General features: G+C 70.6%; 25 protein-coding genes. 9 read left to right on the forward strand and 16 right to left on the reverse strand.

Going from position 1 to position 19,628, the window contains the following annotated elements:
* Nucleotides 1-74 precede the first annotated feature (74 nt).
* Genes ACS5NL_RS10170 through ACS5NL_RS10180 form a run of 3 tightly spaced genes read left to right on the forward strand, consistent with a single transcriptional unit; the run spans nt 75 to nt 1,520 of the window.
* On the forward strand, nt 75-527 hold the full coding sequence (locus ACS5NL_RS10170) for a DUF3106 domain-containing protein (protein WP_439353656.1): 453 nt from the start codon (nt 75-77) through the stop codon (nt 525-527).
* Nucleotides 528-534: 7 nt separating this feature from the next.
* Nucleotides 535-1,182 (forward strand): RNA polymerase sigma factor, encoded by a 648-nt coding sequence (locus ACS5NL_RS10175; protein ID WP_439353659.1) that lies wholly within the window; start codon nt 535-537, stop codon nt 1,180-1,182.
* Nucleotides 1,179-1,520 carry a hypothetical protein gene (locus tag ACS5NL_RS10180; RefSeq protein WP_439353661.1) on the forward strand — a complete coding sequence of 114 codons (342 nt, stop codon included), beginning with the start codon at nt 1,179-1,181 and terminating at the stop codon, nt 1,518-1,520. The genes ACS5NL_RS10175 and ACS5NL_RS10180 overlap by 4 nt, the downstream gene beginning before the upstream one ends.
* A gap of 120 nt (nt 1,521-1,640) precedes the next feature.
* Here the strand turns inward: ACS5NL_RS10180 and ACS5NL_RS10185 are convergent, their stop codons facing one another.
* On the reverse strand, nt 1,641-2,000 hold the full coding sequence (locus tag ACS5NL_RS10185; protein ID WP_439353664.1) for a translation initiation factor Sui1: 360 nt from the start codon (nt 1,998-2,000) through the stop codon (nt 1,641-1,643).
* Between the two features lie 36 nt (nt 2,001-2,036).
* On the opposite strand from ACS5NL_RS10185, the gene ACS5NL_RS10190 reads away from it, so the two are divergent.
* Entirely contained in the window at nt 2,037-3,275 is a 1,239-nt protein-coding gene (locus ACS5NL_RS10190; protein WP_439353666.1) for a DEAD/DEAH box helicase, read from the forward strand.
* A gap of 214 nt (nt 3,276-3,489) precedes the next feature.
* Here ACS5NL_RS10190 and ACS5NL_RS10195 read toward each other — a convergent pair whose 3' ends face one another.
* Both ACS5NL_RS10195 and ACS5NL_RS10200 read right to left on the reverse strand, forming a co-directional pair.
* Entirely contained in the window at nt 3,490-3,813 is a 324-nt protein-coding gene (locus tag ACS5NL_RS10195) for a DUF6172 family protein (RefSeq protein ID WP_439353669.1), read from the reverse strand.
* Nucleotides 3,814-3,869: 56 nt separating this feature from the next.
* Nucleotides 3,870-4,178: a hypothetical protein gene (locus ACS5NL_RS10200; protein WP_439353671.1), complete on the reverse strand. Its 309-nt coding sequence runs from the start codon at nt 4,176-4,178 to the stop codon at nt 3,870-3,872.
* Between the two features lie 64 nt (nt 4,179-4,242).
* On the opposite strand from ACS5NL_RS10200, the gene ACS5NL_RS10205 reads away from it, so the two are divergent.
* Nucleotides 4,243-4,866: a 3'-5' exonuclease gene (locus tag ACS5NL_RS10205; RefSeq protein ID WP_439353674.1), complete on the forward strand. Its 624-nt coding sequence runs from the start codon at nt 4,243-4,245 to the stop codon at nt 4,864-4,866.
* Here the strand turns inward: ACS5NL_RS10205 and ACS5NL_RS10210 are convergent.
* Both ACS5NL_RS10210 and ACS5NL_RS10215 read right to left on the reverse strand, forming a co-directional pair.
* Entirely contained in the window at nt 4,850-5,074 is a 225-nt protein-coding gene (locus ACS5NL_RS10210; protein ID WP_439353676.1) for a DUF3820 family protein, read from the reverse strand. The two genes, ACS5NL_RS10205 and ACS5NL_RS10210, sit on opposite strands and share 17 nt — an antisense overlap.
* Nucleotides 5,071-5,895 carry an alpha/beta fold hydrolase gene (locus ACS5NL_RS10215; RefSeq protein ID WP_439353677.1) on the reverse strand — a complete coding sequence of 275 codons (825 nt, stop codon included), beginning with the start codon at nt 5,893-5,895 and terminating at the stop codon, nt 5,071-5,073. Before ACS5NL_RS10215 ends, ACS5NL_RS10210 begins: the two co-directional genes overlap by 4 nt.
* 91 nt (nt 5,896-5,986) lie before the next feature.
* Between ACS5NL_RS10215 and ACS5NL_RS10220 the strand changes: the two genes are divergently transcribed.
* Nucleotides 5,987-6,589: a lysophospholipid acyltransferase family protein gene (locus tag ACS5NL_RS10220; RefSeq protein WP_439353679.1), complete on the forward strand. Its 603-nt coding sequence runs from the start codon at nt 5,987-5,989 to the stop codon at nt 6,587-6,589.
* A gap of 64 nt (nt 6,590-6,653) precedes the next feature.
* Nucleotides 6,654-7,040, forward strand: coding sequence for a hypothetical protein (locus ACS5NL_RS10225; RefSeq protein ID WP_439353681.1), 387 nt, complete (start codon nt 6,654-6,656; stop codon nt 7,038-7,040).
* A 34-nt stretch (nt 7,041-7,074) separates the two neighbouring features.
* Here ACS5NL_RS10225 and ACS5NL_RS10230 read toward each other — a convergent pair whose 3' ends face one another.
* Complete coding sequence (locus ACS5NL_RS10230) at nt 7,075-8,265, reverse strand: aminotransferase-like domain-containing protein (RefSeq protein WP_439353863.1); 1,191 nt, start codon at nt 8,263-8,265, stop codon at nt 7,075-7,077.
* A 162-nt stretch (nt 8,266-8,427) separates the two neighbouring features.
* On the opposite strand from ACS5NL_RS10230, the gene ACS5NL_RS10235 reads away from it, so the two are divergent.
* Both ACS5NL_RS10235 and nth read left to right on the forward strand, forming a co-directional pair.
* On the forward strand, nt 8,428-9,234 hold the full coding sequence (locus ACS5NL_RS10235; protein ID WP_439353683.1) for an HDOD domain-containing protein: 807 nt from the start codon (nt 8,428-8,430) through the stop codon (nt 9,232-9,234).
* Between the two features lie 22 nt (nt 9,235-9,256).
* Nucleotides 9,257-9,892 carry an endonuclease III gene (nth, locus tag ACS5NL_RS10240; RefSeq protein ID WP_439353685.1) on the forward strand — a complete coding sequence of 212 codons (636 nt, stop codon included), beginning with the start codon at nt 9,257-9,259 and terminating at the stop codon, nt 9,890-9,892.
* A 27-nt stretch (nt 9,893-9,919) separates the two neighbouring features.
* Here nth and ACS5NL_RS10245 read toward each other — a convergent pair whose 3' ends face one another.
* The 10 genes from ACS5NL_RS10245 to ACS5NL_RS10290 all read right to left on the reverse strand — a co-directional run bounded on the left by ACS5NL_RS10245 (nt 9,920) and on the right by ACS5NL_RS10290 (nt 19,546).
* Complete coding sequence (locus tag ACS5NL_RS10245) at nt 9,920-10,480, reverse strand: histidine phosphatase family protein (RefSeq protein ID WP_439353686.1); 561 nt, start codon at nt 10,478-10,480, stop codon at nt 9,920-9,922.
* Nucleotides 10,477-11,292, reverse strand: a complete 816-nt coding sequence (gene cobS, locus ACS5NL_RS10250) for an adenosylcobinamide-GDP ribazoletransferase (RefSeq protein ID WP_439353687.1) — start codon at nt 11,290-11,292, stop codon at nt 10,477-10,479. The genes ACS5NL_RS10245 and cobS overlap by 4 nt, the downstream gene beginning before the upstream one ends.
* Nucleotides 11,293-11,296: 4 nt before the next feature.
* Nucleotides 11,297-12,367 (reverse strand): nicotinate-nucleotide--dimethylbenzimidazole phosphoribosyltransferase, encoded by a 1,071-nt coding sequence (cobT, locus tag ACS5NL_RS10255; RefSeq protein WP_439353689.1) that lies wholly within the window; start codon nt 12,365-12,367, stop codon nt 11,297-11,299.
* A gap of 1 nt (nt 12,368) precedes the next feature.
* Nucleotides 12,369-13,898, reverse strand: a complete 1,530-nt coding sequence (locus tag ACS5NL_RS10260; RefSeq protein WP_439353691.1) for a cobyric acid synthase — start codon at nt 13,896-13,898, stop codon at nt 12,369-12,371.
* The gene (locus ACS5NL_RS10265; RefSeq protein ID WP_439353693.1) at nt 13,895-14,998 is read right to left on the reverse strand and encodes an aminotransferase class I/II-fold pyridoxal phosphate-dependent enzyme; all 1,104 of its coding nucleotides are present in this window, start codon (nt 14,996-14,998) and stop codon (nt 13,895-13,897) included. The genes ACS5NL_RS10260 and ACS5NL_RS10265 overlap by 4 nt, the downstream gene beginning before the upstream one ends.
* Nucleotides 14,995-15,963 carry an adenosylcobinamide-phosphate synthase CbiB gene (gene cbiB / locus ACS5NL_RS10270; protein WP_439353695.1) on the reverse strand — a complete coding sequence of 323 codons (969 nt, stop codon included), beginning with the start codon at nt 15,961-15,963 and terminating at the stop codon, nt 14,995-14,997. Before cbiB ends, ACS5NL_RS10265 begins: the two co-directional genes overlap by 4 nt.
* 7 nt (nt 15,964-15,970) lie before the next feature.
* The gene (gene bioB / locus ACS5NL_RS10275) at nt 15,971-16,978 is read right to left on the reverse strand and encodes a biotin synthase BioB (RefSeq protein ID WP_439353697.1); all 1,008 of its coding nucleotides are present in this window, start codon (nt 16,976-16,978) and stop codon (nt 15,971-15,973) included.
* Nucleotides 16,979-17,104: 126 nt separating this feature from the next.
* Nucleotides 17,105-17,674: a cob(I)yrinic acid a,c-diamide adenosyltransferase gene (cobO, locus tag ACS5NL_RS10280; protein ID WP_439353698.1), complete on the reverse strand. Its 570-nt coding sequence runs from the start codon at nt 17,672-17,674 to the stop codon at nt 17,105-17,107.
* A 4-nt stretch (nt 17,675-17,678) separates the two neighbouring features.
* Nucleotides 17,679-18,464 carry an ABC transporter ATP-binding protein gene (locus ACS5NL_RS10285; protein ID WP_439353864.1) on the reverse strand — a complete coding sequence of 262 codons (786 nt, stop codon included), beginning with the start codon at nt 18,462-18,464 and terminating at the stop codon, nt 17,679-17,681.
* Nucleotides 18,465-18,469: 5 nt separating this feature from the next.
* On the reverse strand, nt 18,470-19,546 hold the full coding sequence (locus tag ACS5NL_RS10290; protein ID WP_439353699.1) for a FecCD family ABC transporter permease: 1,077 nt from the start codon (nt 19,544-19,546) through the stop codon (nt 18,470-18,472).
* Between the last annotated feature and the right edge of the window lie 82 nt (nt 19,547-19,628).

A 19,628-nucleotide genomic window follows, 5' to 3' on the forward strand; every position in this document is an offset into this window, starting at 1 on the left:
GATATCACGTAAGTGAAAGACCGCCAGCAGGTTCAAGTACCGTCACCGAACCTGTGCCCTGCACCGTTGCCGCCATGCCACCCCCGATTGCCAAGCCCCTGATCCGCTGCCTGCTCGGAGCCGCGCTGCTGTGGACCGCGGTGGCACAGGCCGGCCCGCTGATGGTGCCGGACGCCCGCGACTGGTCGCGCCTCACGCCCGAACAGCAGGCGCTGCGGCAGGCCGAGATCCGCGCACAGCTGCGGGCCGCCAGTCCGGCCGAACGCAAGGCCTTCCGCGAGCAGTTGCGCCAGCAGCTGGAATCGATCACGCCACAGGAACGCCAGGCCCTGATCGACGGTGCCCGCGAACGCTGGCAGGCCATGACACCGCAGGAGCGGCAACGGCTGGCCGACGAGCGCCGCGACAAAGTGCGCCAGATGACGCCCGGCGAACGCCGCGAGCTGCTGATGCAGCGGCGCGAAATGCTCGACCGCATGAGCCCGGCCGAGCGCCGCGCGCTGCGCGAGAAGCTGTCGGCGGAGTGACGGCGGCATGAGTCCACCACCCGCCGCCACCGGCCTGGGCGCCACCCTGAACAGCTTCGGCCGCTGGGTCGGCAAGACCCTGGCGCCACCGTCCGTCACCATCCCGAGGGATGCCGGCTGGACGCTCTGGCAGGCCGCCTGCAGCGGCGACGAGGGCAGCGCCACCGCACTGGTGCGCCAGCTTACGCCGCAGGCCATGGGCCTGGCGAGACAGCTGCTGCCACGGCAGGAGGACGCCGAAGACATGGTGCAGGAAGCCTTCCTGCGCCTGTGGAGCGCCCGGCCGGACGAGGCCCGGGGCGCGGCGCTGGCGACCTACTTCAACACCATCGTCATCAACCGCTGCAAGACCTGGCTGACGCGGCGGCGCGAACTGAGCACCGATCCGGAAGAGCTGACTGGCTGGGCCGACGCACAGATGCCGGACCAAGGCATGGGCGATCCGGCCGGACCGGCGCTGGACGCGCTGCACCTGCAGGCCGCGATGCACAGGCTGCCACCGCGCCAGCGCATGGCCCTGGCGATGTGGGCCTACGCCGACGCCGACGCGGCGGAGATCGCCCGGGCGCTGGACCTCGACACCAACGCCGCCCACCAGTTGCTGCACCGGGCCCGCCAGGCCCTGCGCCGCTGTTTTCAGGAGAACCCGCCATGACCGCCCCCACCCCGCACGACGCAGACAGCGAACGCGACCAGGCCCTGCGGCAGCAGCTCAAGAGCGGCCTGAACAGCACCCGGCCCGACGACACCCAGGCGCTGCAGGCGCGGGTGCTCACGCAGTGGCGGCAGGGACGTTCGCACCCGCTGGTGACCGTGGGCGCCGGGCCGGCCGCCACCCTGCGGGCCGCCTGGCGCCAGCACCCGCTGCGCTGGACTGGCGCAGTGTTGCTGCTGGCACTGGGCCTGTGGCTGCTGCGGCCGGCGCAGGACCCCGCGCTGGACGAGCTGATGCAGCCCGATGTGCTGTCGCTGATCTCGATGGGCGAGCTGTAGTCGGTGCCCCCACGCTCCGCCGCTGCGCGGGTCGCTGCCCGCCGAGGGGGCTGGGCCTGCCTTGGGGCGGCCAGGCGGCTGGCCCTCTCCCACGCTCCGTCGCTGCGCGGGGCGCGTTGTTCAACCGCCGGCGCGCTTGACGGTGTGGCCCTGGGCCTTGAGCGTTTCGATCACGCGCTCGACGTGATCGCCCTGCACCTCGATCACACCGTCCTTGACCGTGCCACCGCTGCCACAGGCCGTGCGCAGCTGCTTGCCCAGCGTCGCCAGGCCCGCCGCATCGAGCGCGGCGCCCTTGACCACGGTCACGGCCTTGCCCCCCCGGCCCTTGGTTTCGCGCGACACGCGCAGCACACCGTCGCCCTTGGGCAGCACGGTCACACCGCAACGACAGGCGGCGATGGGCTGGCGGCAATCGGGGCACATGCGGCCCGATTCGGTCGAGTAGACGAGGCCGCCGGAAGAGGCGCGGGATTTCATGGAGCGGGATCGTAGCGCGTCGCCGACAATCGCCCCATGCCTTTTTCTTCCCTGGGCCTCGCGCCCGCCCTCGCGCAGGCCGCCGCCGACCTCGGCTTCACCCAACCCACCCCGATCCAGAGCGAGGCCGTTCCGGCCGTGCTGGCCGGTCGCGACGTGCTCGCCACCGCCCGCACCGGCTCGGGCAAGACGGCCGCCTATGCCCTGCCCTTGCTGCAGCGCTGGCTGTCGACGCCAGCGGACGGCCCGCGCCGCACCCGCGCACTGGTGCTGGTGCCGACGCGCGAGCTGGCGGCGCAGGTCGGCGAGGTCTTGCGTTCACTCGCCCAGGCGCTGACGCCCAGACCCAAGCTGGTGGTCGTCTTCGGTGGTGTGTCGATCAACCCGCAGCTGATGGCGCTGCGCGGCGGCGCCGACGTGGTGGTCGCCACGCCCGGCCGGCTGCTGGACCTGGTCGACCACAACGGCCTCCGGCTCGGTGGCGTCGACACCCTGGTGCTCGACGAAGCCGACCGGCTGTTCGACCTGGGCTTTGCCGAGGAACTGGCCCGCGTGCTGGCGCTGCTGCCGCCGCGCCGGCAGAACCTGCTGTTCTCCGCCACCTTCCCGGCCGCCGTCGAATCGCTGGCGCGCGAGATGCTGCACGAGCCGGCCCGCATCGATGTGCCCACACCCGCCGACGAGGTGGCGCCCATGGTGTTGCAGCGCGCGATCGCGGTCGACGAAAAACGCCGTACCCAGTTGCTGCGGCAGCTGATGAAGGCCGAGGGCTGGAAGCAGGTGCTGGTGTTCGTGGCCTCGCAGTACGCCGCCGAGCGGCTGGCGACCAAGCTGCACCAGGACGAGGTCTATGCGACCGCCTTCCACGGCGGCCTGAGCCAGGGCGCGCGCCGCACGACGCTGGACGAGTTCAAGGCCAAGCGCTGGGACGTGCTGGTGACCACCGACCTGGCCGCGCGCGGCATCCACATCGAGGGCCTGCCGGTGGTGGTGAACTTCGACCTGCCGCGCTCGCCGGTGGACCATGTGCACCGCATCGGGCGCACCGGCCGCGCGGGGCAGAACGGGCTGGCGGTGAGTTTCGTGACCGCCGCCACGCTGGCGCACTGGCGTCTGATCGAGAAGCGCCAGGGCCTGAGCCTGCCGCTGGAAACGGTGGAAGGCTTCGAGCCGACCGAGACGCCCCCTGAACCGGTCAACGGCGAGGGCAACGGCGGCATCAAGGGCAAGCGCCCGAGCAAAAAAGACAAGCTGCGGGCTGCAGCGCAGAAATAGCCCCCACGCTCCGCCGCTGCGCGGGTCGCTGCCCCCAAGGGGGTTGGGCCTGCCTTGGGGCGGCCCGGCGGCTGGCCCGTAGCCCCCACGCTCCGCCGCTGCGCGGGTCGCTGCCCCCCAAAGGGGGCTGGGCCTGCCTTGGGGCGGCCCGGCGGCTGGCCCGTAGCCCCCACGCTCCGCCGCTGCGCGGGTCGCTGCCCGGCGGCGAAACCCCTTACTCTTCGTCGCTGACTGCTTCGGGCTCAGCACCTGCCGGACGGGGCTGGCGCACCGCCGGCTTGGCCAGCAGTTCGACATAACACTGCGGCGCGCCTTCCTTGGCCAGGGCATCCAGCAGGGCGATCAGTTCGCCCGGGTGCACGGTCTGCGCGCTGTCCTTGTCGGCACCGAAGCGGCAGTCGAAGTCCCAGAAATGGGCGCCTTCGGGCAGCTCACGGCGGCGTTCGCGCTTCTGGTACTTGCGGATGTCGTGCTTGACGGCGTCGAGCACGCGGTCGGGGTGCTTGCCTTCGGGGCGCAGCGGATAGGTTTTTCTCATGGGGGATGTCCTTCGGTGGGTGCGTTCGCCCCGGCAGGACGTGAAACGGACCCGGATTATGCGGGCAGCACGATCTCGTAGCCGCCCTCGTCGAGGTGCCGGTGCGGGCCGAACACGGCTTCGAGCGCGGCCGATTCGGCCTGCTGCCAGTGCTCCAGCACCGTGCGCTCGTCCACCGTCAGCGCCTCAGGGTCGGGCGTCTCGCCGTGTTGCCCCAGGATCGCGAGGTAGGCGCTGTAGACCGGCGCCACCAGCGCGGCGTCGCCCAGCGCCGCTTCCAGCGCCTCGCGGAACCGCCGCTCGGCCGCCTGGCGCTGACCGGGCGGTGTGTCGTCGGGGACGTAGAGCTTGAGGGTGTAGGACATGGTGGCAGGCACAATGCAACGATTATCCCCGCGCCCCGCCCCCCTGGCGGACGCACAGCACACCATGAACACCACCCGCGCCACCCCCGGCAAGGACGAGATCGCCCTGCTGCCGGAATTTGCCCGCCTCGGGCTGGACCGCATCGCACTGGTCGACTCGGCGGTGGCAGCACGCGAAGCCGTGGCGGCCCTGCGCGACCAGGCCGACTGGGGTTTCGACACCGAGAGCAAGCCGACCTTCGTGCAGGGAGAGGTCTCCGACGGGCCACACATCCTGCAGCTGGCCACGCTCGAACGCGCCTGGGTGTTCCTGCTGCACGACACGGCCAGCCGCGACCTGGGCGCGCAGCTGCTGGCCGATGCCGGGCACGCCAAGGCCGGCTTCGGCCTGGGCGACGACACCAAGCGCATCCGTGCCAAGCTGGGCGTGGAGCCGACGGGCGTGATCGAGCTCAACCACCTGTTCCGTGCGCGCGGCTACCGCAAGGACATGGGCGTCAAGGGCGCGGTCGCGGTGCTGTTCGGACAGCGCTTCATCAAGTCCAAGAAGGCCGCGACGTCCAACTGGGCCAATCCGCGCCTGACCGAGTCCCAGCTGATCTACGCGGCCAACGACGCCTGGGCCGCCGCGGTGGTGCACCGCGCCCTGAAAGACCGCCCGGCCGAACCGCTCAGCGCGAAGCCTTGAGGCGGCGCAACGGGGTGAGCAGCTCCTCCAGGCCGTTGTGGTCGATCTCGTGCATGAGCGCGATCAGCCGGCCGAGATCGCCTTTGGGGAACCCCTCGCGGGCGAACCAGTTCAGGTAATGCCCCGGCAGGTCGGCGATCACCCGCCCCTTGTACTTGCCGTAGGGCATCTCCACCGTCAGCAGGCGCTCCAGGTCTTCGGGCTTCATCGCAGCATGGTGCCCCGGTCGAGCCATTGCCGCACGGCGCGGTTGAAAGCCTGCGGCTGCTGCTTCATCAGCCAGTGGCCAGACTCCAGGCCGTGGACCTCGCAGCCCGGCGTGGAGCCCAGCTGTGCGAGCCAGCGCTCGGAATGGAACATGAAGGGTTTGCACTTGCCGTAGAAGAACAGCGTCGGCAGCTTCGGGCCGAACACCTTGTCGACCCGCGCCACCCCGCGCAGGCCACCGAACACGCCGAACCACTGCATCGCATACGGGTAGTTCATCTGCCAGCCGATCTCGGCGGCCGGCGTGCGGCAGCCGATGGTCCGCGCCATCCAGCGCGTCATCCGGTCGGCCAGGCCCGGCGTCAGCGGCCCGAGTTTCCAGGCGATCGCCAGCCAGAGCTGGTAGCCCGCGATCATCAGCTTCTCCTTGGCGGTCAGCGCCTTGAGATAGGCGCCTGCATTGGTGTCGCCGATGTCGGCGCCGACCACACGCGCCACCCGGTCCTGGTGCCGTGCCGCGTATTCGTAACCGAAGAAACAGCCCCAGTCGTGCAGCATCAGTGTCACCGGAGCATCCGGGCTGACCGCGTCGACGATGGCGGCCACAAGATCGCACATCTGGTCCACCGACACCGGACGCGGCGGCTGGCGCAGGTCGTAGCCGGGCAGCGCAAACCGCACGCAGCGGTAGCCATCCTGCAACTCGGCCACCGCCTGGTCCCACAGCGCCGGCGAATCGGGCCAGCCATGCAGCATGACCACGGTCGGGCCTGCGCCATCGATGCGGACCTCGATGCCCTGCACATTCAGTGTCTCGCTCATGGGTCGGTTCTCTGTCGGAATCATGGCGAGCGATGGTAGCGCGCGGGCCGCGAACCGCGGTCGCCCGCGCGTCATCGGCGATACTCCCCCGATGCAGCGCACGATCTTCACCACGCCCGTGGTCAACACGTTATTGCGGGGGTTTTCGGTGGCGTTCCTGCGGCTGACCGGCTGGACGGTCGAGGGCAGCTTGCCGTCCCGGGCCGGCAAGAGCGTCTTCATCGCCGCGCCACACACCAGCAACTGGGACCTGCCCTACACCCTGATGGTCGCGTTCGCATTGCGGCTCCATCCGTACTGGATGGGCAAGGCCAGCATCTTCCGGTTTCCATTCGGCGGCCTGATGCGCTGGCTCGGCGGCATCGAGGTCGACCGATCGAAAGCCAACAACCTCGTCGCCGCCTCGGCCCAGGCCATCACCGACGCCGACGGCCCGCTGCAACTCATCGTGCCGCCCGAGGGCACGCGCAGCAAGACGCGCTACTGGAAAACCGGCTTCTACTACATCGCCACCACCGCACAGGTGCCGATCATCCTGGCCTACATGGACTACGCCAGCAAACGCAGCGGCCTCGGCCCGGTGTTTCAGCCCACCGGCGACATCGAGGCCGACATGGCACACATCAAGGCCTTCTACCTGCCCTTCAAGGGCAAGAACGCCGACCAGTTCGACCAGGGCGCAAGCGATCTGTAACAAGGCTACAAAGCGTTTCACGGCCGGTGGGCCAAACATCCCCCGGATTGCGTAACCTTGCCGCGTGAGCCGCGAAACCACCTTCCAAGGACCGTTGTCCAGCCTGTCGACACTGTCCAGCAGCCTGCGCGAAGGCATCGGATCGATCCTGGGGGTCGAGAAGGTGCGCCACAACGACATGGCTGTCGCGCGCATCCGCCGGGCCATGCTGCGCATCCACGGCGACACCGGCCGCATGAACAACCCGCGACTCAATCACCGCCTGCGCCACACGCAGGACGCCGAAGGCCTCTGGTACGCGCGGGCGGAGCTGTATGCCGACCTGTGCCAGTGGCACAACGAGGTGCATGCGGTCCGTGCCCTGGAATCGCTGCGCCCGCTGTTCCGTGGCAGCCTGCCCTCCAGCCTGATCAAGGCCCGCAGGCCGGGCGGGACACCACTGAACCCGTAGGCTCACCGGGCCCGCAGGCCCGCGCCAGCCGTGTTCAGACCGCGGTCTTGAGGCGGCCGATGCCTTCTTCGATCTTGTCCAGCCCCACCGTCGCAAACGACAGGCGCAGCGTCGCGTGATCGGGGTTGCTGGCGTAGAACGGCGCACCGGGCACGAAGGCCACGCCCTTTTCGATGGCTCGTTTGGCCAACTCACCACCGTCGGCCACCTTGCCGCCCGCGCCCGTCAGGCGGGCCCAGACGAACAGGCCGCCTTGCGGCTGCACGAACTCGATCGCGTCGCCCAGGTCGCGGCGCAGGGCGTTGCCCATGGTGGCGGCGCGTTCGGCGTAGACCGCGCGCACCTTGGCCAGCGTGGCGGGCATGCGGCCGGCCTTGAGGTATTGGGCAGCCGTGGCCTGGGCGAAGGTGCTGGTGTGGGCGTCGCTGAACTGTTTGCACATGGTGGCCTTGGCCAGCAGCTCGGCCGGGCCGACCATCCAGCCCACGCGCAGGCCAGGGCTCAGCACTTTGGAGAGCGAGCCGCAGTGCACCAGGCGCTCGCGGCTGCCGGGCACGCTGGCGCTCAGGGCCAGCAGGCTGGGCGGAGGCGCTTCGCCGAAGTACAGGTCGCCGTAGGGGTCGTCTTCCACCACCAGCACGTTGTGCTGCACGGCGAGTTCCAGCACCTTCTTGCGGCGCTCCAGGCTGAGCATGGCGCCGCTGGGGTTGCCGAAGGTCGGGATCAGGTAGATGAACTTGGGCTGGTGTTCGACAATGAGCTTTTCCAGTCGGTCGGTGTCCACGCCCTGCCCGTCCACCGGCGCCGTCACCAGCTGCGCGCCGTACAGGCGGAAGCACTGGATGGTGGCCAGGAAGGTCGGGCCTTCGACGATCACCTTGTCGCCGGGGGAAATCAGCGTCTTGCCAAGCAGGTCCAGCGCCTGCTGGCTGCCGGTGGTGACGATCAGGTCGTTCGCGCTCACGCCCTGGTTGCCCTTGCTGGTCATGAAGGCGGCGAGTTGCTCGCGCAGGGGTTGATAGCCCTCGGTGGCGCCGTACTGCAGGGCGCCGCCGGCTTCTTCGGTCAGCGCGGCGTGGACGGCCTCGCGGATGCCGTCCACGTCAAACATGGCGCTGTCGGGGAAGCCGCCGGCAAAGCTGATGATGCCGGGCTTGCCCAGCAGCTTGAAGAGTTCGCGGATGGCGGAGGTCTCGACGTTGTTGAGGCGGTCGGCAAAGGGGATGGCAAAGCTCATGCGGATGTCTCTGGTTCGGTGAAAAAAGTGCCCAAATGGTACCGCCCACCCCGGAACTGGTACGGATTTGTGCCGGATTTCGGGGGCTTGACCCCGCTGGCGATGCGGAAAAATCCGGAACATGAATCCCACCCTCGACCGGAGCCATCCATGACCGCGGCCGATTTTTTCAAGGACCTGACCCTGCCGACGATGCCGGAAGTCGCGCACGACCTCATCCGTTCGCTCAACGAAGAAGACGTGCCGCTGTCGCATCTGCGGGAAGCGATCTCGCGCGATCCGGCGCTGGCCGTGCACCTGCTGCGGCTGGCCAACAGCGCGCACTACGGGGCCCGGGAAAAGGTCGGCACGATCGACGACGCGATTGCGCGCGTGGGCACCGCGCAGGTCCGTGCGCTGGCGCTGGCTTCCATGTTCAACGACGCCTTCCCGATCACCCCCGGCCTGGACCGCCAGTCCTTCTGGCGCGAGAGCCAGGAGCGCGGCGGCATGGCGCAGTGGCTGGCCAGCGGCGTCGGTTCGGACGGCCAGCAGGCCTGGCTCACCGGTTTCATGGTGCGGGTCGGTGAACTGCTGATGGGCATGAAGTCGCCCAACAGCGTGGCCGAGTTCGAGCGCCAGCCCAGCTACCCCGGCGCCCGCTGGGAGCGCGAGAGTGCCCTGTTCGGCTTCACCGAGGGCCAGGTCAGTGCCGAGCTGGCGCGCGCCTGGAACTTCCCGGACGAGATGATCCACGCGCTGGACGCCGCCGCCAACCCGATGGCGGCGCAGCCGTTCTCGCGGCTGGGCGCGGTGCTGCATGTGGCCGAACTGCTGGCGGCCGTTCCCACGCCGTCGCTGGAAGCGGTCGACGAACTGCCGGCCGACGTGCTGGGTGCGCTCGATGTCGACGCCGACTGGATGCGCAGCCGCCTGCCGCAGGCGCAGCGCTACGTCGAGGCCTCGCGCCTGCACTGAGCCCCGCACTACACTGCGCGGCATGAAACCCGCGCAGATCGACACCTTCTTCGCCACCCTGCAGGCCGCCAACCCGCACCCGGTCACCGAGCTGGAATACACCAGCGTGTTCGAACTGCTGACCGCGGTCCTACTCTCTGCGCAGGCGACCGATGTCGGCGTCAACAAGGCCACGCGCCGGCTGTACCCGGTGGCGAACACGCCGCAGCAGATCCTGGACCTTGGCATTGACGGTCTGGAGTCCTACATCAAGACCATCGGTCTGTACCGCAGCAAGGCGAAACACCTGATGGAGACCTGCCGCATCCTGGCCGAGCGCCATGGCGGCGCGGTGCCGCGCACGCGCGAGGCGCTCGAAGCCCTGCCCGGCGTGGGCCGCAAGACCGCCAATGTGGTGCTCAACGTCGCGTTCGGCGAACCGACGATGGCGGTCGACACCCACATCTTCCGCGTCAGCAACCGCACCGGGCTGGCGCCGGGCAAGACGCCGCTGGCGGTGGAGCAGCAACTGCTCAAACGCATTCCGGCGAAGTACCTGGTCGACGCGCACCACTGGCTGATCCTGCACGGGCGCTACGTGTGCCAGGCGCGCAAGCCGCTGTGCCACCAGTGCGCCGTGTCGGCCTGCTGCGACTTCAAGCCCAAGACCACCGGCTGAGCCAACTCCTGCCGACTGGCGCGGCGTTCAGATGTCCAGCGCCAGCCAGCCGCCGGTGTCGGGCGCGTCTTTCGGCCACTCCTGGGCCGACGCGATGCTGCGCCGTCCGTGCTGCACCAGAAACTGCGCCGCGCGGATCACGCCCGCGTGGGTGATCCACAGCGCGGCCCCGTGGTCCGCCGCCATGGCGCGGGTGTCCTCCAGCGCATCGGCCACCCGCCCGATCAACCCGTCCACATGCTCGGCACCACCGAACCGGTGCGACGCGAAATTGGTCATCCAGGTGTCGAAGGCGTCGCGCGGCACGGCGTCCCAGCGCTGCAGCTCCCACGAACCGAAGTCCATCTCGCGGATGCGCGGATCGGTGCGCGCCTCGCCCAGATCGGGCCGGTGTTGGAGCAAGGCGCGGTGCATCTGCCGGGCGCGGCCGAGATCCGACACGCGGACCGGCAGCCCGGCGGGCAGCAGCGGCGCGATCGCCAACGCGCCCTCGGCGGTCAATGCCTCATCGGCCGCCACATCGCTGGCGCCGTAACACAGGCCCGGCTCCAGCACCACGCGCGCGTGGCGCAGCAGCCAGAGCTTCACGGCGCCACCGCCGGCAGCGTCATGGCCAGCGCCAGCAGGAAGCCGATCTCGCAGACCTGCTGGGTCGCACCGAGACCGTCGCCGGTGAAGCCCTGCAGGCGCCGCTGCAGCAGGCGCCACATCCACACCAGCCCCAGCAAGGCCCCCAGCACCGCCAGCATCCATTGCACGGTCGGCAGCAGCACGACCACCAGCGCCATCGCCAGCGCCCACCAGAGCACACCGATCAGCAGCGCGCCACGCCCGATGCTCTCGGCCAGCGGCTTGGACTTGGACTGCGGTGTATCGCCGACGTGCGGCAGCGTGTGGATCACGAACAGCGGCATCAGACGCGAGGTCACGTGCGACACGAACAGCGCCACCGCGGCAATGGCGGCACCACCGGTCTGGGCGATCAGCGCCAGCACCGCGACCTTGGTCAGCAAGGCCAGCACCAGCGCGATCGCGCCGAAGGAACCGATGCGGGAGTCCTTCATGATTTCCAGCGCGCGCTCGCGGTGGGCCGAACCGCCGAGGCCGTCGCTCAGGTCGGCCAGCCCGTCTTCGTGGAACGCGCCGGTCAGCAGCACGCTGAACACCGTGCTGAGCAGCGCCGCCACCCAGGGTGTGGCCGGCTGCGCGGGCAGCACCCACCACACGCCCGCGAACACCACCGCCGCCGGCAGGCCCACCACCCAGCCCACGCCGGGGAAATGCGCCGCGCTGGCCCGCAGCATCTCGGGGGAATAGCCAACCCAGTCCGCCAGCCGCCCGGTGACGGGAATGCGGGTGAAGAACTGGATCGCGAGCAGGAAGTGGCGGACGAAGGACATCCCGTCAGCGTGCCACAACCGGCGCGGTTTCGGAAACCTCCTCCTGCCGCGACACGCCGGCCGATTCAAAACTGGCCATCTCGCGCAGGATCGCGCAGGCCGACAGCAGCAGCGGCCAGGCCAGGGCCGCACCCGAACCTTCGCCCAGACGCAGCCCCAGGTCCAGCAGCGGTTCGGCCTGGAGGTGCGCGAGCATCAGGGCATGGCCACGCTCGCCCGAGCGGTGGGCGAACACGCAGCGCTGCAGCACGGCCGGCTGCAACTGGCTGGCGACCAGCACGGCCGAGCTGGCGATGAAGCCGTCGACCACGATCACGCGCCGCTCGGCCGCCGCCTGCAGCACCGCGCCCACCATGGTCGCGATCTCGAAGCCGCCGAAAGCCGCCAGCGCGGTCAGCGGGTCGGCGGCGTCCGGGTGGCGCGCCAGCACCTGCCGCAGGATGCCGGTCTTGCGCTGCACCGCCTCGGCGTCCAGCCCGGTGCCCGCCCCCGTGCAGTCCACGATGTCCAGACCGGCCAGACGGCTCATCAGCAGCGAGGCGGCCGAGGTGTTGCCGATGCCCATTTCGCCCAGCAGCAGCGCATTGCCCGGCAGCTCCTTGACCAGCGCGGTGCCGGCGGTCATCGCCGCCCGGCACTGCGCTTCGGACATGGCAGGCCCTTCCAGCGCATCGGCGGTCCCCGGCGCGATCTTGCTGATCACCAGGCCGGGCCTCGGGGCGAATTCGTGCCGCACGCCGCAGTCCACCACCGTCAGGCCGATGCCGTTCTGCCGCGCCAGCACGCTCACCGCGGCGCCACCGGCCAGGAAGTTCTCGACCATCTGCCAGGTCACGTCGCTCGGGTAGGCCGAGACACCGCGCGCGGCCAGACCGTGGTCGCCCGCAAAGACCACCAACTGCGGGTCCTTCAGCGCCGGCGCCTCGCTGCCCAGCGCCAGGCCGATGCGCTGCGCCAGCCGCTCGATCTGGCCCAGCGAGCCCAGCGGCTTGGTCTTGTTGTCCAGCAGGTGCTGCAGGCGCGCGGCCAGCGCGGGCTGGGCGATGTCGTCGATGGTGGGAACGGTGTAGGCCATGTCAGTTCTTTCGGATGAGGTCGTCGAGCACACCCGGCTCGACATGGGTTTGCAGGAAATCGGCGAGACCGTCGAACACGGTCTCCAGCGTGGGCACACGGGCACCGAACAGGGCCTGCAGCACGGCAGGGTCCTCGAACAGTCCGTGCAGGTAACAGCCCAGCACATGGCCGGCCGCGTTCTGCCAGGCCAGGCCGGGCATCACCTCGCGGGCAATGTCGCCCTTGGCGGCCATGGCCGGGTGTTGCGCCGTCTGGCCGTGGTGGATTTCGTAGCCCGAGGCGCGCACGCCCGACAGCGCGGCCCAGGGGCCGGTGAGCGTGGCGAACGCCGCGGTCGTGCGGCGCACAGTCTTGTCGGCGTCGAACGCGGTGACCAGCGGCAGCAGGCCCAGGCCGGGCGCGTTGCCGTCGATCCCGTGCGTGTCGATCAGCGCCTCGCCCAGCACCTGCAGACCACCGCAGATGCCCAGCACCGCCCCGCCCTTGGCCGCGTGCCCGGCGACCGCCTGGTCCAGCCCTTGTGCGCGCAGCCACTGCAGATCGGCCGCGGTGGACTTGGAACCGGGCAGCACGATCCAGTCGGCACCGGCGCAGTCGGCCGGCGTGCGCGCCCAGACCAGGCGCACGCCCGGCACGTTCTTGAGCGGCTGGAACTCGTCGAGGTTGCTGATGCGCGGCCAGGCGATCACGGCGATGGTCTTCTTGACCGCACCGGCCGCCCGGGTCCGGTCGTCGAACACGCCGTCTTCTTCCGGCAGGCCGTGCTGCCACCACATCGGCAAGGTGGCGACCACCGGCACGCCGGTCAAGTCCTGCAGCATCTGCGGCGCGGGCGCCAGCAGGCCCGCATCGCCCCGGAACTTGTTGAGCACAAAGCCTTTGATGAGTGCGCGCTCGTCCTCGGGCAGCAAGGCCCAGGTGCCATAGAGGTGGGCAAACGCCCCGCCGCGGTCGATGTCGGTCACCAGCAGGCAGCGCGCCTGCGCATGGCGGGCCACGCGCATGTTCACGATGTCGCTGGCGTGCAGGTTGATCTCGGCCGGCGATCCGGCGCCTTCGATCACCACCACATCGTTTTCGGCACGCAACGCATCCAGCGCCGCCGCGATCGCGGGCCAGACCTTGTCGCTGCGGCCGCGCCAGGGCATGTCGCTGAGCGCACGGCTGACCTCGCCCATCAGCACCACCTGGCTGTGCGTGTCGGCCTCGGGCTTGAGCAGCAGCGGGTTCATGCGCACATCCGGTTCAGCGCGTGCGGCGAGGGACTGGAAGTACTGGGCGGAACCGATCTCACCGCCACGATGCGCCGCCGGGCCGCCCCAAGGCGCATCAGCCCCCTCGGGGGGCAGCGACCCGCGCAAGCGGTGGAGCGTGGGGGCAACCACTCTCGCGTTGTTGCTCATGTTCTGCGCCTTGAACGGCGCGACCTTGAGGCCCTGACGCGCGTAGTGGCGGCACAGCGCCGTCGTCAGCCAGCTCTTGCCGGCGCCGCTGGTTGTGCCCAGCACCATCACACAGACGGCGGTCATGATTCGATAGCACCTCTGCGCCGCTGCGCGTCTTCCCCCCGATGGGGGGACGCACCTGGTGGCCCGGCAAAGCCGGTTCCACGGGTGCCTTGAACCTGGCTGCCCTTCCTTGCCTGGCCAACAGCCTCAGGCCCTTGGACCTGATGGCCCAGCGCCTCGGCCAGCGCGGCCTGCGCCTCGGGTGGCAACACGCCCAGGCGCCAGTGGCCCGGCAGCCCCATCGAGGCCGTGTCGCGCAGCTTGATGCCCTGCGCGCGCAGCGCGGCCGCATCGACCGGGTGCGGCGCGCGGGCGCAGAAATAGTTGGTGTCGCTGGGCAGGCATTGCCAGCCCAGGCCTTGCAGCAGGGCCTGTTGTTCGGCCTTCCAGCGCGCCAGCAACGTCCGGCTCTGTGCCAGCCAGTGCTGCGTTTCGGGCCGCACCCAGGCCGAGAGCATGGCCACCGCATGGGCGCCCAGCGGCCAGGACGGCGCCAGCTGTTCCAGCCGGCGCGCCAGTGGCAGGCCCTGCAGTGGCGCGATGGCGTAAGCGCCCCGCACCCCCGTCAGGCCCAGCGCCTTGTTGGGCGACCAGAGCTGCCAGACGCGGTCCAGCGCGGCGGAGTCCAGGCTGCCACTTCCGCTCAGCCGCAGCGGTTCGTAGGCCCGGTCCAGCACCACCACCGCGCACGCATCGGCGACCGCTGGCGCCGCGGCTTCGGCCACACCGCGCGGGCTGGACGGCTCGCACAGCCAGGCCAGGTCGGCCTGCGCCGGATCGTCCACGCGCGGCAGACCCCAGACCTGCGCGGCGTGGGCATAGTCGCCATAGGCCTGTGCCGGCAGCCAGACGCGCTGCCCGCCCCCACCCGCCACCGCGGCGGTGAGACGCGCGATGCACTCGCTGGCGCTGCCGGCGACCACGATGCGCTCGGCCGCGACACCGTGGAAGTCCGCGAGGGCGGCACGCAAGGCGGCATAGGCCGGATCGGGGTAATGCGCCGCGTCGGCCCGCTGCACGGTGGCCAGCGCCGACGGGCAGGGGCCGCAGGCGTTGGCGTTGGTGGAAAAGTCCCAGCGCGGCACGCCGTGGACATCGGGTCCGCCGTGGACGTGGCTCATGCGAACACCTGTGCCATGCCCAACGCCGCCGCGGTCACCGCCAGCACCGTCACCGCCCGGCCCGCCAGTTGCAGGGCGCGCGTGGTATCGGCCGCCTGCGGGCAACGACCGGCGGGGTGCAGCGTGTACACGCCGGGTTTGGCCAGCCGCACGTCCAGCGCCAGCGCCATGGCGGCCATGGGCCAGCCGCTGTTGGGCGACGGCGTCAGTCCCGCCTGCGCCGGCAGTTCGCGCCAGCGGCCCGCCATGCCCAGCCCGCCGAGCAAGCCCGCCGTGAGGCGCGCGGGCAGCCAGGACAAGACGTCGTCCACCCGCGCCGCCCATTTGCCCGCCCAGGTCCAGTCGCGGCCGCCGCGTTCGCCCCGGTAGCCCCACATCGCGTCCGCCGTGTTGGCAAAACGGTAGAGCGCCGCGCCCGGCAGGCCGGCGACGGCGAACCAGAACAGCGGCGCCACCACCGAGTCGTTGAGGTTTTCGGCCAGGGTCTCGATCGCGCTCTCGCGCACCTGCCCGGCATCCAGCACATTCACATCCCGGCTCACCAGCCAGGCCAGGCGCGCGCGGCCCGCGGCCAGCGATGCGCCCAGCGCCGTCTCCACCGCCCGCACCTCGTCGCGCAGCATGCGCCAGGACAGCATCGGTTTGAGCAGCAGGCCCAGCAGCGCCACCTGTGCCAGCGGGTGCAGGCCATCCATCGCCATCGACAGCCCGGCCGACACCGCGACCACCAGCGCCGCACCGATGCACCACCCCAGCACTCCGCCACTGAACTCCACCATCGGCCGTACCGCAGCACCGGCTGCGCGCGACACGCGCCAGCCGACCGCACCCAGGTAATGCCCCATGGCCACCACCGGGTGCACCCGCGCCGGCGGCTCACCGAACGAGCGGTCCAGCCCCAGCGCGACCAGCACCGCGCCGGCCAGCACGGCGGCGTCGGGGACAGGCAGGCCGAGGACGCTCATGGACCGGTCAGGCGTGGGCGCGCGTCGTGTGCATGCCCATGCGGGCCAGCAGGCTTTGATCGGCCTCCACGTCGGCGTTGCCGGTCACCAGCAGCTTGTCGCCGTAGAAGATGGAGTTGGCACCGGCCAGGAAGCACAGGGCCTGGGTCGATTCGCCCATCTGCCGGCGCCCGGCCGACAGGCGCACCTTGGCCCTGGGCATGGTGATGCGCGCCACCGCCACCGTGCGCACGAACTCCAGCGGATCGAGGTCGGGTTCGTCGGCCAGCGGCGTGCCCGGCACCTTGACCAGGTGGTTGATCGGCACCGACTCGGGGTAGGGTTCGAGATTGGCCAGCTGCGCGATCAGGCCGGCGCGCCCGGCCCGCGACTCGCCCATGCCGACGATGCCGCCGCTGCAGACGCTGATGCCGGCTTCGCGGACATGGCCCAGCGTGTCCAGCCGGTCCTGGTAGTCGCGGGTGCTGATGATGTCGCCGTACAGCTCGGGCGCGGTGTCCAGGTTGTGGTTGTAGTAGTCCAGCCCCGCGCCCTTGAGGCGTTGCGCCTGCTGTTCCGTCAGCATGCCCAGGGTGCAGCAGGCTTCCAGCCCTTCGTCCTTGACCACACGCACCAGCTCTTCGACCTTTTCCAGGTCGCGGTCGTTGGGCGCACGCCAGGCCGCGCCCATGCAGAAGCGCGAGGCGCCGGCCGCCTTGGCGCCCAGCACCGCTTCGCGCACGTCCTCGGGCGTCATCATCTTGGTGGCGGGCACGCCGGTTTCGTGGTGGACCGACTGCGGGCAGTAGCCGCAGTCCTCGGGGCAGCCACCGGTCTTGATCGACAGCAGCGTCGCCAGTTCCATGTGGGTCGGGTCGTGGTGCTCGCGGTGCACGGTCTGGGCGCGGTGCATCAGCTCGGGCAAAGGCAGGTCCAGCAGGGCCTGCACGGCGGCCACGGACCAGCGCCCTTCGGTGGCTGGTGCGGGCTTGGCGGGACGGTGCAGGGTCACGGGGGATTCAGCGATTTGGCTCATGGTTGGTGTCTCCTCGGTCATTCAAATTCAACGCCGCTCCTCGGTCAGCACACACCGTGGAACCGGCTTTGCCGGGCCACTGGTGTGGTCCCCCTGGGGGGAAGACGCGAAGCGGCGCAGGGGGGGTCAATCCTCTATGCCGCGCTGCGCCGGAATCCCGGCGTTGAACGCGTGCTTGATCTTGGTCATTTCGGTCACGGTGTCGGCCAGCTCGACGATCTCGGGCGGGCAGCGGCGGCCGGTCAGGCAGACGTGCACATGGCCGGGCCGCTCGCGCAGGGTCTGCAAGACGCCCTCCAGCGGCAGCCAGCCGTAGATCAGCGGGTAGGTGATCTCGTCGAGCACAACGAGGAAGTGCTCGCCGCCAAGGATGGTGGCGCGGGCCTTCTCCCAGCCGTCGCGCGCCAGTTGGGCCGAGTGCTCCAGGTCCTGGCTCTTCCAGCTGAAGCCGTCGCCCAGGCCTTCGATCGGGATGCCGATCTGCTCGAACATGCGGTGCTCGCCGAAGCGGGCCGACGGCACCTTCATGAACTGGTAGATCTTCACGGCCTTGCCGCGGCCGTGGGCGCGCAGCGCCAGCCCGAAGGCGGCCGTGCTCTTGCCCTTGCCGTCGCCGGTGTTGACGATCACGATGCCGCGGCGCTCACCCTCGGCCTTGTCATAGGGTTTTTCGGTCGGTGGGGTTTCGATCTGCATGGTCTCAAGTCTTCCAAGGATTCATCCGCGGCAGCGCCACCCACTGCCCCTGCAACGCGTGCACCTCGATGCGGTGGTCGAACACGGCCTCCAGCGCCCGGTGGGTCGACGCATCGGCGCAAGGCCCCTGGTGCGCGACCCGGCCCTGCGCCATCACCACCAGTTCGTCGGCGTGCAGCGCCATGCCGACCTCGTGCAGCACGCTCACCACCGTCTTGCCTTGCGTGACCAGGTCCTGCACCAGCGCCAGCCAGTCGGCCTGGTGCGGCGGGTCGAGGTTGGCCAGCGGTTCGTCCATCAGCAGCACCTCGGCCTCCACCGCCAGCGCACGGGCCAGCAGCACGCGCTGGCGCTCGCCGCCCGAGAGCTGGCCCAGCGTGCGGGCGCGCCAGTCCCAGGCCTGGGTGGCGCGCAACGCACGCTCCACCGCCGCGTGGTCGGCGGCGCCGGGTGGGCTGAACCAGGGCTGGTGCGGCAGGCGGCCCAGCATGGCCACATCCCACACCGTCAGGTCGTCGCCGCTGGATTCGTTCTGCCCCAGCCAGGCCAGCTGCTGCGCGCGCAGCCGGTGCGGCCAGTCGCCCAGCGGCCGGCCCATCAGCTTCACGCCGCCGCCGTGTGGCAGCAGCCCCGCCAGGGTCTTGAGCAAGGTCGATTTGCCGGCCCCGTTGGGACCGACGATGCTGGTCCAGCGCGCCAGCGGCAGCGACAGGTTCACACCATGCAGGATTTCCGCATCGCCCAGGCGCGCGCTCAACTCGCGCGCCTCGATGGCCGCAGACTGGGCCAGGGCGTTCACAGTCCTGCCCCCCGCGACACGCGCGTGTTGCGCTGCATCAGCCACAGCAGATAACCGCCGCCCAGCACCGCCGTGAGAACGCCCACCGGCAGCTCCTGCGGCGCGATCAGCCAGCGCGCCAGCGTGTCGGCCGCCATCAGCAGCACGCCGCCCATGCAGCTGGCCAGCAGCATCATGCGGGCGCTGGTGGTCTTGACCAGCGAGCGCACCAGGTGCGGCGCAGCCAGGCCCACGAACGCGATCAGCCCGGTCTGCGCGACCGCGGTGCCGGTGGCCAGGGCCAGCACACCCACCAGCGCCGCCCGCATGGGCCCCAGCGGCAGACCCAGGCTGCGCGCGGTCGCGTCGCCCAGGCTCAGCCCATCGAGCACGCGCGCGAACAGCCAGGCCGCCAGCGCGCACAGCACCCAGACGCCCGCCATCAGCACGCAGGCCGTCCATCCCACGAAGCTGGTCGAGCCGAGCATGAAGGCCTGCATGGCCTGCAGCGACTCGGGCGAAAACACCAGCACCAGGTGCGTCATGGCGGCCAGCACCACGCCCACCACCACCCCCGCCAGCAACAGCCGCAGCGTGTGCTGCACGCCGCGCGAGAGCACCAGCGTCAGCAGCACCGCCAGCACGGCGCCCAAGAAAGCCGCGCCGGTCAGGCCCAGGCGCACCAGCGCGCTGCCGGAGAACACGCTGACGGCCGCACCGTTCATCATGCTGCCACCCAGCATGCCGGCGCCACCGCCCATGGCGGCCAGCGCCAGCGCCACGCCCAGCGAAGCACCCGACGCACTGCCCAGCAGGAAGGGATCGGCCAGCGGGTTGCGAAACAGCCCTTGTGCCACCGCCCCGGCCAGGCCCAGCAAGGCGCCCGCGCCCCAGGCGCCGAGCGTGCGCGGCAGGCGGATCTCCCACACGATCTGCTGCGCCATCGCCGTGGCCGACGGGTCGGCCTGCGGATTCAGCAGCGGGCCGATCAGGTTCTCGAACCCGGCGCTGCCCACGCAGACGCCCAGCACGGCCAGGGCCAACGCGGCCAGCAACATGCCGGCCACCAGCCACGACGCGCGGCGTGAATTCATGCCAAGCCCCCACGCTCCACCGCGGCGCGGGTCGCTGCCCCCCGAGGGGGCTGATCTGCCTTGGGGCGGCCCTGCGTCAGAT

This window comes from Hydrogenophaga sedimenti, assembly GCF_051857515.1.
Lineage (GTDB): Bacteria > Pseudomonadota > Gammaproteobacteria > Burkholderiales > Burkholderiaceae_C > Hydrogenophaga.

What these genes read in the sequence shown, in the direction of transcription:
- ACS5NL_RS10175 (WP_439353659.1), top strand. Translation starts at nt 535, where the DNA reads ATGAGTCCACCACCCGCCGCCACCGGCCTGGGCGCCACCCTGAACAGC.
- nth (WP_439353685.1), top strand. Translation starts at nt 9,257, where the DNA reads ATGAAACCCGCGCAGATCGACACCTTCTTCGCCACCCTGCAGGCCGCC.
- ACS5NL_RS10260 (WP_439353691.1), bottom strand. Translation starts at nt 13,898, where the DNA reads ATGACCGCCGTCTGTGTGATGGTGCTGGGCACAACCAGCGGCGCCGGC.
- ACS5NL_RS10185 (WP_439353664.1), bottom strand. Translation starts at nt 2,000, where the DNA reads ATGAAATCCCGCGCCTCTTCCGGCGGCCTCGTCTACTCGACCGAATCG.
- ACS5NL_RS10170 (WP_439353656.1), top strand. Translation starts at nt 75, where the DNA reads ATGCCACCCCCGATTGCCAAGCCCCTGATCCGCTGCCTGCTCGGAGCC.
- ACS5NL_RS10195 (WP_439353669.1), bottom strand. Translation starts at nt 3,813, where the DNA reads ATGAGAAAAACCTATCCGCTGCGCCCCGAAGGCAAGCACCCCGACCGC.
- ACS5NL_RS10215 (WP_439353677.1), bottom strand. Translation starts at nt 5,895, where the DNA reads ATGAGCGAGACACTGAATGTGCAGGGCATCGAGGTCCGCATCGATGGC.
- ACS5NL_RS10235 (WP_439353683.1), top strand. Translation starts at nt 8,428, where the DNA reads ATGACCGCGGCCGATTTTTTCAAGGACCTGACCCTGCCGACGATGCCG.
- cobT (WP_439353689.1), bottom strand. Translation starts at nt 12,367, where the DNA reads ATGGCCTACACCGTTCCCACCATCGACGACATCGCCCAGCCCGCGCTG.
- cbiB (WP_439353695.1), bottom strand. Translation starts at nt 15,963, where the DNA reads ATGAGCGTCCTCGGCCTGCCTGTCCCCGACGCCGCCGTGCTGGCCGGC.
- bioB (WP_439353697.1), bottom strand. Translation starts at nt 16,978, where the DNA reads ATGAGCCAAATCGCTGAATCCCCCGTGACCCTGCACCGTCCCGCCAAG.
- ACS5NL_RS10290 (WP_439353699.1), bottom strand. Translation starts at nt 19,546, where the DNA reads ATGAATTCACGCCGCGCGTCGTGGCTGGTGGCCGGCATGTTGCTGGCC.
- ACS5NL_RS10265 (WP_439353693.1), bottom strand. Translation starts at nt 14,998, where the DNA reads ATGAGCCACGTCCACGGCGGACCCGATGTCCACGGCGTGCCGCGCTGG.
- cobS (WP_439353687.1), bottom strand. Translation starts at nt 11,292, where the DNA reads ATGTCCTTCGTCCGCCACTTCCTGCTCGCGATCCAGTTCTTCACCCGC.
- ACS5NL_RS10210 (WP_439353676.1), bottom strand. Translation starts at nt 5,074, where the DNA reads ATGAAGCCCGAAGACCTGGAGCGCCTGCTGACGGTGGAGATGCCCTAC.
- ACS5NL_RS10190 (WP_439353666.1), top strand. Translation starts at nt 2,037, where the DNA reads ATGCCTTTTTCTTCCCTGGGCCTCGCGCCCGCCCTCGCGCAGGCCGCC.
- ACS5NL_RS10220 (WP_439353679.1), top strand. Translation starts at nt 5,987, where the DNA reads ATGCAGCGCACGATCTTCACCACGCCCGTGGTCAACACGTTATTGCGG.
- ACS5NL_RS10180 (WP_439353661.1), top strand. Translation starts at nt 1,179, where the DNA reads ATGACCGCCCCCACCCCGCACGACGCAGACAGCGAACGCGACCAGGCC.
- ACS5NL_RS10200 (WP_439353671.1), bottom strand. Translation starts at nt 4,178, where the DNA reads ATGTCCTACACCCTCAAGCTCTACGTCCCCGACGACACACCGCCCGGT.
- cobO (WP_439353698.1), bottom strand. Translation starts at nt 17,674, where the DNA reads ATGCAGATCGAAACCCCACCGACCGAAAAACCCTATGACAAGGCCGAG.
- ACS5NL_RS10205 (WP_439353674.1), top strand. Translation starts at nt 4,243, where the DNA reads ATGAACACCACCCGCGCCACCCCCGGCAAGGACGAGATCGCCCTGCTG.